A 13,761-nucleotide genomic window follows, 5' to 3' on the forward strand; every position below is an offset into this window, starting at 1 on the left:
AAAAAAAGTGCTCCTAAAGTTGTTAGATTATGTCTAACAATTTTAGGGCACTTCAAAATGGTCTGAATCCTCTTTTTTATGTTTAATTTAATTTTTAAAATATATATTAATCTTCGTCGTTAAGATCGTCTTCATTAAAAACGATATCTGATGTATCTTCATCATCTTTAATCTTATCAACAGTTGAAGCCATATGATCTTTTAGGGCATCTGTCTTGTCATTAAAAGCATTTACTAAGTCACTATTAGTATTTAGACCTACACCGCCATTGTTAAAATCGCCGCGGATAGTCTTAATGTTTTCAATTAACTTTTGTCCTGATTCACTAGTTAAATACTTAGAAGCTAAATAGCCTGATGCGCAACCTAAAAATAGGCCAACAATAAAATGATTATTTTTCATAACTAATTATTCTTCTTTCTTGGCCATACTTTGGTGGCTGTCTTTAGAACTGTAGCCACATTGCCTAATGTTAGTAAGTTTTGAAAGCTAAAACCTGAATTATGGTGCTCTGAAGTTGCAGCAGCACTCTTCTTACCCAGATTCTCCACTGTATCAAAAAGTGGATTCAACTTACTAGACTTACTGTTAACGTCATCCATCAAAGTATTTGTCTTATCAACAAGCTTTGTACTTTGATCCATGATTTGATCCGTATTCTTAGATAGGATCTCCACCATCTTAGTAGTTTCCTTCATTGTTTCTTGTAACTCTTGAAGCAATTTAGCAGTTTGTACTAGTGTTCTGGCTAAATATACAACCAACACTACAAATGCGACTGCAGCAATCAATCCTGCAATTTGTCCACCAGTCATAATATTACCCTCCTGTATTTTAATAGCACTTTCATACTAGCATTATAACAATTTTAGGGCAATTAATTACCAAATAATCCAATCTTGCCACTGTTTTTCTAACTTTTTAATAGCTTGTCCACGGTGACTGATTTGATTCTTTTCGTCGACAGTTATTTGAGCCATCGTCTTACCCAATTCTGGCACATAGAACAAGGGATCATAACCAAATCCATCGTCTCCCTCTGGGAAAGCGCCTATAACTCCATCTACTTTTCCTTCAACAACTAAATCCTTATCATTCTTAGGATTGGCAAAAACTAGAGTCGAGACAAAATGAGCTGTACGTTTTTCCTTAGGAACTCCACCTAACTCACTCAATAACTTAGCATTATTAGCAGCATCATTGTGATCACCCGCATAACGAGCCGAATAGATACCAGGACGTCCATACAAAGCATCCACCTGTAAACCAGAATCATCAGCAATTGTTGGTAGGTTGAAACGTTCCATGACAGCATGGGCCTTTAAAGTAGCGTTTTCTTCAAAAGTTTTACCAGTCTCTCTAATTTCTGGGAAGCTTGGTAAATCTAACAAAGTTTTGATTTCAAAATGTTCATCATCAAAAACACGCTTGAATTCACGTGCCTTACCAGGATTCTTAGTTGCTATTATTATTTCTTTCATCGTTTCCTCCAATATTTACTAAGCTGATTTCATCAATATCCGTCTTCAACCAACGCTTTGCCAATCTTGAGAATTCATCAATATCGCTAGTTGCATGTAATTTCAGTGTATGTTTCTTGTTATCAGCTAACAAATTATTTTCAGTTAGATATTTAGTTGCCACTTTAACAGTACTTACAGCTGGATCGACCAACTTAGTACCTGGCAAATAATCATTGATTTGTTTCTTTAACATTGGGAAATGAGTGCATCCCAAAATTAAAGTATCATAATCATTATCCTTAAAAGGTTTTAACGTTGCTTCAATATTATCCTTAGCTTCTTTGGTATCAGCCTGATCGTTTTCAACAAAAGAAACAAACTTTTGTGCTGCCACACCTAAAGAAGTAAGTTTAGGATCAATTTCTTGAATAGTTTTATTATAGCTCTTTGAATTAATAGTTGATTCAGTTCCAATAATTCCGATATGGTCAGTCTTAGTTACTTTAGAAGCTTCTTCAGAGCCTGGCTTGATCACACCGATCATAGGAATAGTAAATTCTTGACGCAAAGTTTGTAATGCATTGGCAGTTGCCGTGTTGCAACCGTAAATTATTAATTTTACATTTTGACTAATTAAATACTGTACCATTTCACGAGTATAAGATATGATTTGGTCATGTGTTTTGACTCCATAAGGCATTCTGGCCTCATCACCGATAAATACAACGTCTTCGTTAGGTAATTGACGAATTACTTCTTTTACCACTGTCAATCCACCTAGCCCGGAATCTAACACTCCAATTGGTCTATTATCACTCATATGTTACCCCTGCCTTCATTTAAGCGAATTATCTGTATTTTATGAAAATAATTATGTGCTATCTTTTACATTGACTTAAAAAGCAATTATTCTAATGATATAATGAATTGTCTGAAAAAAGGAGTTAAAGCAATGGCCGCAAAATCAAATGATCTCAACAAACCAAAGTTAACAGATACCCAAGATGATAAAAGTGAAAATACGTTAACTGAAAATTACTTTGCAGTTTCGGTACTCCGCGATTTTATCCTTCCTGATCTACTCGATAAAGATACCGTCGAACTACTATATTGGGCAGGTAAAAATCTTAGCCGTCAATTGATTCTTGACATGCAAAGCCTACCTGAACTATTTCAAAAAGCTGGCTTTGGTAAACTTGAAATTACCAAACAAACTAAACATAGTTACATCTATACGTTAACCGGTCCCGAAGTTGTTCAACGTTTTGATACTAATAATGATGACCCAGAGTTTTCATTAGAGACTGGAATAATTGCTGAAACTGTCGAAAAAACTATTGCAGCATATTGCTTAGGCACATATACCGTCGACAGCAAAGCCAAAAGCGTTTCAATTAAAATACAAATTGATCGAAACTAAAGTATACACCAAAAATGCCCTAATTCGCAGATGAATTAGGGCATTTTTTATTTGCTATTTATTTTGGATTAATCAGAATAGCCATCAAGAATCTTAGCTAGTTGAGCTTTATTATGGAATCCAGTTATCTTATCAACTACTTCGCCGTCTTTTTTAACAAGCAATGTAGGAATAGCCATAATTCCAAATGATTTAGGTGTATCTGGATTAGCATCTACATCCATCTTCAAAAACTTAACTGAATCATCTTCTTCAGACAATTGTTCAATAACTGGTGATTGCATACGACATGGACCACACCATGTTGCCCAGAAATCAACTAGGACAACGCCATCTTTTGTTTCTTCCTCAAAATCTTTGTCTGTTACTTCATCAACCATTATAATCACTCCTTAACTGGTTAAATATTATCATTAATAACCTGATTTTAAAAAACATTTTGCTTATATTACAAATCAACAATTGTTGCACCGGAACCGCCTGAACTGGCTGGAGCATAGCCAAATGACTTAACTCTAGGATTGCGTTGCAAGTAATTAGTAACACCTTTTCTGATAACGCCAGTACCAAATCCATGGACGATTGTTACTTGATTATAACCGGCTAACAAGGCCGCATCAATATATTGATCTAGATCTGACATAGCCTCTTCATAACGTTCACCACGTAGATCTAACTTACTTGATAGACCTGTACTTCTTGTTCTTCTAACCATAGTTGGTTTTTTCTCAGGTTCAGGTTCGGTTGATTGAACTTTTTCAAGATCTTCAGCACCAAACTTCATCTTCAAAATACCTAATTGGACTTCATATTCATTATCTTTATTCTTACGAACAATCGTTCCAATTTGATCGTATGGCAAAGCTTTAACATCATCGCCGACTTTCAAAATTTGTTTACGCTTATTACGACGCAAAACTTTATTCTTCTTGATTGTTTCATCTTGATGTAAGTTCTTCAAACCAGTCTTAGCTGAAATAATTTGATCTTCCTTAACCATTGATCCCTTACGTTCCATTTCGCGAAGATGATCAATAATCTTTTCAGATTCCTTCTTAGCTTTAGCAACGATTTGATTAGCACGAACTTTGGCAGCTTGGATTTCAGAAGCCTTGGACTTATCCAGAGCGTCACTCTTTTGTTCATAATCTTTTTGAACATCTTTGTTCTTAGACAATTGAACTTGTAACTGCTCATTCTTCTGTTCAAACTCTTTACGACGATTCTCCAAGTCGGCAATCATGTTATTCAAGTCCTGACTTTCACCGCTCATCAACGACTGACCACGATCAACAACACTACGATCCATACCTAATCTAGCCGCAATATTGAAAGCATTACTTGCACCTGGAATACCAATCAATAATCTGTATGTAGGTTTTAATGACTCATCGTCAAATTCCATACTAGCATTGATTGTTTCAGGTGTATTGTAAGCAAAGACCTTCAATTCTGGATAGTGAGTTGTTGCCATGATAAAACAGTGCGACTGGGCCAATTTTTCTAGAATGGCAATTGCAATCGCGGCTCCCTCTTGGGGATCAGTGCCGGCACCAAGTTCATCAATCAGAACTAAACTGTGTCCTGATACTTTATGAATGATATTAATAATATTATCCATATGTGATGAGAAAGTACTCAAATTTTGTTCGATTGATTGTTCATCACCAATATCGACAAAAACTTCATCAAAGACGGCAATTTCACTTTCTTCACGAGCTGGGATAAACAAACCAGCTTGAGCCATCAATTGAATCAATCCCAAAGTTTTCATAGTAATAGTTTTACCACCAGTATTAGGACCGGTGATTAACATTGTCTTATATCCATGACCCATTTTAATATCATTGGCTACAACCTTATCAGGGTCGATTAGAGGGTGTTTTGCATTGTAAAGTTCAACTACATGGTCCTTCGAAATTAAAGGCTCTGTCGCCTTTATTTCACGTGCATACTTAGCTTTAGCATTGATTAAATCAAATTGAGCCAGTACTTCATTGTTTTTGACGATCTCATCAATTTCTGGACGAACTAAATCCGATAGATCATTCAAAATACGAACTTCTTCCATCTTTTCAGAAACTTGAGATTCATGTAATTGATTATTTAGGCCAACAACAGCTTGAGGCTCAATATAAAGTGTTTGACCACTAGCACTTTGATCGTGGACTACACCACCAAATTTAGCTTTATATTCAGTCTTAACTGGAATTACAAAACGATCATCACGCAATGTCACGATTGCTTCGGTTAAATACTTAGTATTTTTACCACGAGTATATTGTTCCATTGATTGTCTGATTTGGTCATTCAAACGCGAAATACGTCCTCGGATATACTTCAAATCATCAGAAGCTGTATCCAAAACTCGGCCAGTATCATCTAATGAGCGAGAAATTCTCTTTGTTAAACCTGGATTATCAATTAATTTATCATTCAATTCGTACAATTGACGTAAATCAATTCTGTCATCCTTTAAACCTGCAAAGAATTCTTTCAATTCAGTTGTATTCTGAAGTACTTGTCCTATTTGAGCCAATTCAGTTCCATTTAAATTACCGTCTTTTTTCAAACGGTTGGCCTGATCATGTAGATCAGCCAATTTTCTAACAGGGATTTCCCCCTTAATACGAAGAATGTCAGCACCATCTTTAGTTTGATCGATCAATCTTTGAACAATTGATTCGACTGACATCGGCATTAACTTTTTTAAGAGAGTATTCCCACGCGTTGTGATTAGGTATTTGGCAATTTCAGCTTTGATTTTGTCAAATTCTAATACTTTCAAAGCCTTATTATTCATACTCTTCTCCTGTTATAAAATAAGACTGAAACAAACGTCTCAGTCTTAAAGTTTTACATAGCTCCTATCCACAGATTACTTAGCATTGCCGTTAAACCTGGCGTACTCTTAATCATCGTCGAAGCTACAAATGAATGTTGCAAAGCATGTTGAATTCCGGATACTGGAATCATTGCCAAAATTAATAAGATCATAAAGATCGTTACATATGTGACAACAAAACCAATAATTCCACCACTTAATATATTAACGTCATTATACATTGGGAAATAAGTTAAACGTTTAAAGTAAAGCCCAGCAAAACGAATAATTACCCAACCAATGAAACAAACGAATATAAAAGCAAAGGCACGGTAAAATGCATCATCTAATTTCATACCAACTTTTGTCGTGAAAAAGGCAAACTCACTGCCCAAGCTAGCTGAAGGGTATGGTACGATCATTTCAAATTTAGGACCAAGGGCCTTATAAGTCACCCATGCTAAACAAAAGAACAGTCCATATCCAACTGCATAAAATGCCTCCATGGCAAGGCCACGGCGAGCACCAATATAAAAACCATAAATCAAAAGTAAAATAAGTAAAAGACTAAGCATTATTTCCCCTTACATCAATCATGCTAAAAAGCGAATTTGTGAATCATATTTTAAGATAAAAACATCAAACGATTGGCTTGCGCCAATCGTTATTTTTATCTTATTCTTCGTCACTTGTGAAGGTATTTAATACCTCTTGAACCATATCCCATTCTTCAGGATCTTCAATTGGATCTAATTCTCCTGCATCCACATCACCATTTTGGTCTGGTGTGAAAGAAAAGGCTTGGATCTCAATTTCATCTGAATCTTCTGAAGCCTTAGGATATAGAAAGACATATGATTTACCATAATCATCTGAATCAAAAGTAAAGAGAATCTTGTAAACTTCTTTATTACCTTGTTCATCACTTAAAATAACTTCATCTAAATCTTTTGGTGGTTGTTTTTCACTCATATTTATCACCTAATTCCGTGTTAGTTTACCTTTGGCATCAAGGTAATTTTGTAAAATCATTTCGGCAGCAATCTTATCAACTACCTTCTTACGTTTACGACGTGAAACATTTGCTTCATCAATCAGCATTCTTTCAGCTTGCACAGTTGTCAAACGTTCATCAATAAAATCAACTGGTATATTGAAACGATCTTCAACCATTTTACCGTATTCACGAGATTTTTCCGCTCTGGGTCCTTCAGTATTATTCATATTTTTAGGCAAACCGAGAACAACTCCTGTAGCCTGCTTTTCTTTAATGATCTCACCTAAACGATCTAAGCCAAAATCATCTTTCTTTTCATTCATATGAATAGTTTCCACACCCTGTGCTGTCCAGCCTAATAGATCACTTGCTGAGACACCAACAGTTCTTGCACCAACGTCTAAACCTAATAATCGCATTTACTTACCTTGATTGAGATAACTCTTAACTAATTCTTCGATTATCTCGTCTCTTTCATGTTTCAAAATCAAATTACGGGCATCATTATGTCTTGGAATATATGCTGGATCACCAGAAAGAAGATATCCAACAATTTGATTAATTGGATTATATCCCTTTTCTTCTAGTGATTGATAAACACTTTCAAGTGTCTCTTTGACATCTTTGCCTTTGTTTTCATTAAAGTCAAAACTCATTGTTTTATCAAGTGAACTCATGGCAAACCTCCATATAACAAATATTTAAGTGACTAGAATGCTTAGTTCAATTATAGCCCACTTTAATAAGATTTAATAATATCTTTAGCTAATTGTAACGCATTTGTTAAACCAGCTGGATTTTTACCACCGGCTTGTGCCATATCTGGACGACCACCGCCGCCACCTTGAATCTCTTTGGAGATCTTCTTAACGATATCGCCGGCTTTAACACCCTTAGCTTGTGAATCTTTATTTACAGCTACAACTAGACTAGCCTTATTGTCACCACTAGCACCTAAAACAAGGATGTCTGACTTCTCGTCATTCTTCCATTTATCAGCTAGTTGTCTCAATGTAGCCATATCAGTTGGGATAATATTAGAAATAACTTTATAACCGTTAATTTCTTCAATACTATCAAAGACTTCAGCAGACTTTTGACTTGTTAATTGAGTCTTCAAGTTTTGGTTGTCACGCTTCAATTCTTTGATTTCATCAACTAATTGACTAGCACGAACTGGAACATCTTTTAATTGATTTACTTTCATATTCTTAGCTGTCTCTTGCAAAGCTTGCAATTGATCATTTAAGTATTCAAATGCTTCCTCGCCAGTTACAGCCTCAATTCTTCTTGTACCTGAACCAATAGCTGATTCAGAAGTAATCTTGAAGAGACCTAGTTCTGAAGTATTACGGGCATGTGTACCACCACAGAATTCAGTTGAAAAGTCGTCGATTTCAACAACACGAACGGTATCACCGTACTTTTCACTGAATAGAGCAATAGCACCCTTCTTCTTCTTAGCTTCTTCAATAGGTAATACTTCTGTTTTAACAGGAATAGCTGCCCAGATTTTTTCATTAACGATTTTTTCAAGTTGACTAATTTGTTCAGCTGTTAATGCTGAATTGCTATTGAAATCAAATCGTAGGTAGTCAGGTTCAACTAAAGATCCAGCTTGATGTGTTCTTGAACTAACAACATCACGTAAAGCCTGATCCAACAAGTGAGTAGCAGTGTGATTGTGACGAACCTTTTCACGGAAGTCACCATCAATTTCCAACTTGTACTCTGTATCAGCATCAATTTCTGACATTACATTCACTAAATGAATATTTTGTCCGTTTGGTGCATGTTGAACATCAACAACTTCAGCAACTTGATTACCCTTTAAATCGTAGATATTACCGATATCAGCAACCTGTCCACCCATTTCAGCATAGAAAGGTGTTGTGTCGAAGACCAATTGTGCTTGACCTTCTGTGACATTCTTAACTTCTTTATCATTAACGATGATATTCTTCAAAGTGCTTTGTGTTTCGTTGTGATCATAACCAACAAATTCACTAGGTGTCTTGATTTCCATCAAAGTTTCATCTTGCATACCCATAGATTGTAAGTTACCACGAGCGTCACGAGCACGTTGTTTTTGCTCTTCCATATTTTGCTTGAAACCATCTTCGTCAACTGTTAGTCCTTCATCACTAGCATATTCACGAGTTAATTCCATAGGGAAACCGTAAGTATCATAGAGCTTGAAAGCTGAAGCACCATCAATAACTGTTTGGTTCTTCTTCTTCAAGTCAGCAATTTCACCGTTTAATAGTGCTAGACCAGCATCCAAAGTTTCTGAGAAACGTTTTTCTTCTTGTTGAATAGTCTTAGCAATAAAGTCTTGTTGTTGGCTAACTTCTGGATAGTAACTTTCCATGATCTTACCAACAATTGGAACCAATCTGTAAAGAAATGGTCCATTAACGCCTAACTTCTTACCATTCAAAACAGCACGTCTGATAAGTCTTCTGATAACATAGCCACGACCTTCGTTTGAAGGAAGAGCACCATCACCAACAGCAAATGAAACAGTTCTAGCGTGGTCGGCAATGATCTTGAATGAAATATCATCCTCATCATTTACACCATATTTCTTGCCACTCAATTCACCAACGTCTTCAATCAATGGCATAAATAGATCAGTTTCAAAGTTAGTCTTTGTTCCTTGAATGATAGATACAAGACGTTCTAGTCCCATACCCGTATCAATATTTTTATGAGGTTGTTCTACATATTGACCATTTGGTAAATGATTCAATTCTGAGAAAACAATGTTCCATACTTCTAGGTAACGTTCGTTTTCGCCACCAGGATAGTTCTCAGGATCATCTTCTGAAAGGTTATTGAACTCTTGACCACGGTCGTAGAAAATCTCTGAGTCGGGACCACAGGGACCTTCACCAATATCCCAGAAGTTATCTTCATTCTTAAGGATATGATCTTGAGCAATTCCAGCTTCAGCCCAAAGTTTTTGTGTTTCAGTATCCTTAGGATAAGTTGTGATATAAAGATTGTCTTTATCCATACCAATCCATTCAGGACTTGTTAGAAACTCGAAGGCCCAAGGAATAACTTCTTTCTTGAAATAATCACCAACTGAAAAATTACCAAGCATTTCAAAGAAAGTTTGGTGACGAGCTGTACGTCCGACATTTTCAATATCATTAGTTCTAATACATTTTTGAGCATTAGTGATACGAGGATTTTGAGGGACAACTGTTCCATCAAAATATTTCTTCAAAGTAGCAACACCAGAGTTAATCCATAACAAAGTTGGATCATCATGTGGAATCAATGATGCACTAGGTTCAATCATGTGACCTTTTGTTTGGAAAAAGTCTAAAAACATCTTTCTTATTTCAGCACTTGATAAGTTTTTCATTTTATCTCCCCCAAAAACGAAAAATCGTTGCAAGTCCAAGGACGCCCATGCGCGGTACCACCTTGTTTGCAACGATTTCGTTAGCCTCTCAATATTTTATATACAATTTAAATTGGCAGCATCTTTACATTAAATACTTAGGCTTTCGCACCAACCGGCCTTCTCTGAAAGTACTTAATACAAGATATATCCAAAGAAAATATTAACCACCAACTCAAAAATTGTCAATATTTAAAACTAACTATTATTTTTACGTCTTACGTCTCTTTGCTTACGTCTCTCTTGTCTAATCTCAATTTTACGTTGTTGACGACGTTCATCTGAGATGGCTTGCTTGATCTTCTTCTTGTAACCTGGCTTCTTCTTAGTCTTTTGTTTCTTAACAAAACCGACTAATTTAGTATCAAGTTTTTCTTGAGTTGCCTTACGACTTTGACGACGATCACGTTCTTTAACGTCAACGATTTCACCGTTCTTAATATCCTTAGGCTCAAACTTGATGCCCATATGTTCAATTTCATCAACTTTGTGATCTTCACCTGGTTCATACAAAGTAATGGCAATACCAGACATCCCATTACGGCCAGTTCTACCAACACGATGGATAAAGAAGTCTAGATCATCAGGAATTTCAGCATTAATAACGTGAGATACACCGTTAATATCAATACCACGTGCAGCCAAATCAGTAGCTACAACGAATTGATATTCCATGTTCTCAATCTGTTTCATCGTTCTCTTACGTTCTCTAGGTGTTAAACCACCATGAATACGAGCCGTCTTCAAACCTTTATTACGCAAGTAATGGTAAATCTCATCTACAGTCTTCTTAGTATTGGCAAATACCAAAACCATATATGGTTCACCGATTGTCATAAGTCGATAAATGATTTCCTTCTTATCACGACCATGAGTGAACATTAACCAATTATCAACATTCTTAGGAATAATACTGCTATTCTTAATCTCAATTCGTTTAGGACCATGCATGTATTTATCCAAGAATGGTTCCAATTTTTGTGGAATTGTAGCTGAGAAAACCATCATCTCACGATTTTCTGGTAATTTATTAGTAATTTGATCAACATCATTTAAGAAGCCCATGTCCAAAGTCATATCGGCTTCATCAATAACATATCTTTGAACATTATCCACATGTAAATCATTCTCACGAATCAAATCCCAAAGTCTTCCGGGAGTACCGATAGCAATTTGTGGTTGATGTGCTTCTAATTTTCTCTTTTGGCGATCACGGTCAGCTCCACCAACAAAGATAAAGGCATTATATTCTTCTGGATAATTTTTCAAAATATTCTGTGTATCTTCATAGATTTGATAAGCTAGCTCTCTACTTGGAGTAGCAATCAACAATTGAACTTCTTGGTCCTTTGTCAAAGCATTCATCGATGGCAACAAGAAAGCATGCGTCTTACCTGAACCTGTTTCAGATTGAACAATAATATCTTTTTTCTTATTGACCAATGAGATTACAGCTTCTTGAACCTTTGTTGGTTCATCGAAATGTATTTCTTTTAATGATTTGTTGATAGCATCATTAAAGTTGTATTGTGAAAATTTAGTCATCTATTCACCCTTCTGATTAAAATCAGTCACTATTTTTATTAGTTCCTTAAACATTTGTTTAACTTCATCAAGATCCTTAGCTGTAGCACCACTAGCCAATGGATGTCCACCACCATCATGTCTCTTAGCTAATTCATTGATAACTGGACCTTGAGAACGTAAATGCATTCTAAAAGTACCATCATCTTTTTGAACAGCTTCCATCCATGAACAAACTTCTTTAAGTCGACCTGGTGTAGAAACTACTGAGTTAGCTTCCTCTTGATTAAGATTTAACTTTTTCATTAAATCATCATCAATAATGGCTAGAGCAGCTCCTGAATCATCGATCTGCAAGATATCGTAAATGAATCCTTGCAACTTGGCTTGTTTCAAACTAACTTCATTCATTTTATTGTTAATACCTGCAGTATCAACACCTAATGCAATAAACTTTCCAGCAACTTGCATTGTATGTTCAGTTGTTGCTGGATAAAGGAATCTTCCTGTATCACCAACGATACCAGCATACAAATAATAAGCAACTTTCTCTGTCAATTGTAGTTCATCACTGCTATCAATCAAATCAGCTATGATTTCTGAGCAAGAACTGGCATCAGTATTAACGAATAACTGGTCACCATAAGGTTCATCATTAGGATGATGATCGATTTTTACCAAGAATGCTCCATCATTGTAACGTTGGTCGTCGATACGAGGTTCATTAGCAGTATCAACAACGATTACTAAAGCACCTTGATAATCTTCATCGGATACTTTTTGAGCAGTTGATAACCACTTCAAACCTTCGGTATCATTTCCACCAATTAAAACTTTTTTGTCAGGATAAGCCTGACGAATGGCGGTTGCTAAGCCAGCTTGGGATCCCAATGCATCAGGATCTGGATTTTGATGACGTAGAATGATAATTTTATCATATTTTTTTATTGTTGCAATTATTTCAGCAAAGCTATTCATTATAATTGTCCTCCTTATAAGACAAATTCAAAGAAACTTCTTCATATGACAACGGATCTAAATTAGTGACCGTGATCCCTAATAGTCGAATCTTTTGGTCTGTTACCTTTAATTTATCATAAATATCCTTGGCAACACGATAAATTTCGGCTTTTGTTTGAACATAGTCTTGAAAACTCATCCGTTTAGTAATTGTTTCAAAGTCCGAATTACGTAATTTAAGAACGACAGTCTTGCCATGTTGGCGTTGCTTTTTTAAATCCTTACTGACTAAATCGGCCAAAAAATCTAATTCCTGAAGTATTTGTTCATCTGTAACTAAATTACGATTATAAGTTCTTTCACGACCAATTGATTTCCGAGTTCGATGTCCATTCACTAATGAGTCATCGATTCCGTGAACTCGTTTGTATATGATATAACCCATTTTACCAAAATTCTTCAAGAAGATGTCTTGATCTAATTTTTGCAGATCACCGCCTGTATAAATATCCATCTCGTGCATCTTCTGTTGCATAGCTTTACCAATGCCGTTAAATTTTTCAATTGGAATTGGTCTCAAGAAATCCTCAGCATATTTCCCAAGAATAATTGTTCTACCAAATGGTTTCCGATAATCTGATGCCATCTTAGCTAAAAATTTATTGTAAGAAATTCCTACCGAACAGGTCAATCTAGTTTCTTTAACGATTCTTTGTTGAATATAGTTAGCAATTTCTATCGTATTTGTCTCATGTAATTTATTATGTGTGACATCAAGATAAGCCTCATCTAAAGCCACTGTCTGATAATTATCTGTTACCTCATGAAAAATATCATGGATCTGATCTGAAACCTGACGATACAATTCAAAATGTGGCGGTGTGATAACTAATTTAGCTCGAGGGATCAAATCAACTGCCTCTTGAGCTGGCATAGCTGAATGTGCACCGTATTTTCGGGCATTATAATTTGCTGTAGTCACAACCCCATGATGATTATGTTTCCGTGGATCTTGGGCCACAATCAGACATTTTTTCTTGTATTCAGGATGTTCTCTTTCTTCCACAGAAGCGAAAAAAGCATCCATGTCGACATGGATGACTTTTCGATTTTCTTCAATTTTAATTGGTATTTTTAAAAAGATGGCTTAACACTCC

At 35.7% G+C, this 13,761-nt stretch carries 14 protein-coding genes and 1 pseudogene; 1 reads left to right on the top strand and 14 read right to left on the bottom strand.

Annotation, left to right across the window (positions count from 1 at the left end; genetic code table 11):
* Window positions 1-106: 106 nt before the first annotated feature.
* The 4 genes and pseudogenes from FC97_RS05455 to murI all read right to left on the bottom strand — a co-directional run bounded on the left by FC97_RS05455 (window position 107) and on the right by murI (window position 2,284).
* The gene (locus FC97_RS05455; RefSeq protein ID WP_025084649.1) at window positions 107-403 is read right to left on the bottom strand and encodes a hypothetical protein; all 297 of its coding nucleotides are present in this window, start codon (window positions 401-403) and stop codon (window positions 107-109) included.
* Window positions 404-405: 2 nt separating this feature from the next.
* The gene (locus FC97_RS05460; protein ID WP_054642563.1) at window positions 406-816 is read right to left on the bottom strand and encodes a DUF948 domain-containing protein; all 411 of its coding nucleotides are present in this window, start codon (window positions 814-816) and stop codon (window positions 406-408) included.
* Between the two features lie 66 nt (window positions 817-882).
* Window positions 883-1,479, bottom strand: a pseudogene (locus FC97_RS05465) (XTP/dITP diphosphatase); the annotation flags it as partial.
* Window positions 1,457-2,284 (bottom strand): glutamate racemase, encoded by an 828-nt coding sequence (gene murI / locus FC97_RS05470; RefSeq protein ID WP_054642561.1) that lies wholly within the window; start codon window positions 2,282-2,284, stop codon window positions 1,457-1,459. The pseudogene FC97_RS05465 and the gene murI, both read right to left, overlap by 23 nt.
* 132 nt (window positions 2,285-2,416) lie before the next feature.
* Between murI and FC97_RS05475 the strand changes: the two genes are divergently transcribed.
* Window positions 2,417-2,884, top strand: a complete 468-nt coding sequence (locus FC97_RS05475) for a DUF2507 domain-containing protein (protein ID WP_054642560.1) — start codon at window positions 2,417-2,419, stop codon at window positions 2,882-2,884.
* Between the two features lie 68 nt (window positions 2,885-2,952).
* Here the strand turns inward: FC97_RS05475 and trxA are convergent, their stop codons facing one another.
* From trxA to dinB, 10 genes are all read right to left on the bottom strand, one after another.
* Window positions 2,953-3,264, bottom strand: coding sequence for a thioredoxin (gene trxA / locus FC97_RS05480; RefSeq protein WP_025084645.1), 312 nt, complete (start codon window positions 3,262-3,264; stop codon window positions 2,953-2,955).
* Between the two features lie 68 nt (window positions 3,265-3,332).
* The gene (locus FC97_RS05485; protein WP_054642559.1) at window positions 3,333-5,687 is read right to left on the bottom strand and encodes an endonuclease MutS2; all 2,355 of its coding nucleotides are present in this window, start codon (window positions 5,685-5,687) and stop codon (window positions 3,333-3,335) included.
* A 53-nt stretch (window positions 5,688-5,740) separates the two neighbouring features.
* The gene (locus FC97_RS05490) at window positions 5,741-6,283 is read right to left on the bottom strand and encodes a CvpA family protein (protein ID WP_025084644.1); all 543 of its coding nucleotides are present in this window, start codon (window positions 6,281-6,283) and stop codon (window positions 5,741-5,743) included.
* Window positions 6,284-6,383: 100 nt separating this feature from the next.
* Window positions 6,384-6,680: a DUF1292 domain-containing protein gene (locus tag FC97_RS05495; protein ID WP_054642558.1), complete on the bottom strand. Its 297-nt coding sequence runs from the start codon at window positions 6,678-6,680 to the stop codon at window positions 6,384-6,386.
* Window positions 6,681-6,689: 9 nt separating this feature from the next.
* The gene (gene ruvX / locus FC97_RS05500; protein WP_054642557.1) at window positions 6,690-7,124 is read right to left on the bottom strand and encodes a Holliday junction resolvase RuvX; all 435 of its coding nucleotides are present in this window, start codon (window positions 7,122-7,124) and stop codon (window positions 6,690-6,692) included.
* On the bottom strand, window positions 7,125-7,382 hold the full coding sequence (locus tag FC97_RS05505) for an IreB family regulatory phosphoprotein (protein WP_025084641.1): 258 nt from the start codon (window positions 7,380-7,382) through the stop codon (window positions 7,125-7,127). It abuts the gene before it with no gap.
* A gap of 62 nt (window positions 7,383-7,444) precedes the next feature.
* Window positions 7,445-10,081 (bottom strand): alanine--tRNA ligase, encoded by a 2,637-nt coding sequence (gene alaS / locus FC97_RS05510; protein WP_054642556.1) that lies wholly within the window; start codon window positions 10,079-10,081, stop codon window positions 7,445-7,447.
* A gap of 237 nt (window positions 10,082-10,318) precedes the next feature.
* A complete protein-coding gene (locus FC97_RS05515; RefSeq protein ID WP_054642555.1) occupies window positions 10,319-11,665 on the bottom strand; it encodes a DEAD/DEAH box helicase in 1,347 nt (448 codons plus the stop codon).
* Window positions 11,666-12,622 carry a DHH family phosphoesterase gene (locus FC97_RS05520; protein ID WP_054642554.1) on the bottom strand — a complete coding sequence of 319 codons (957 nt, stop codon included), beginning with the start codon at window positions 12,620-12,622 and terminating at the stop codon, window positions 11,666-11,668.
* Window positions 12,615-13,748: a DNA polymerase IV gene (gene dinB / locus FC97_RS05525; RefSeq protein ID WP_054642553.1), complete on the bottom strand. Its 1,134-nt coding sequence runs from the start codon at window positions 13,746-13,748 to the stop codon at window positions 12,615-12,617. The genes FC97_RS05520 and dinB overlap by 8 nt, the downstream gene beginning before the upstream one ends.
* Between the last annotated feature and the right edge of the window lie 13 nt (window positions 13,749-13,761).

Origin of the sequence: Companilactobacillus kimchii DSM 13961 = JCM 10707, from assembly GCF_001435445.1 — a bacterium.
GTDB classification, from domain to species: Bacteria; Bacillota; Bacilli; order Lactobacillales; family Lactobacillaceae; genus Companilactobacillus; species Companilactobacillus kimchii.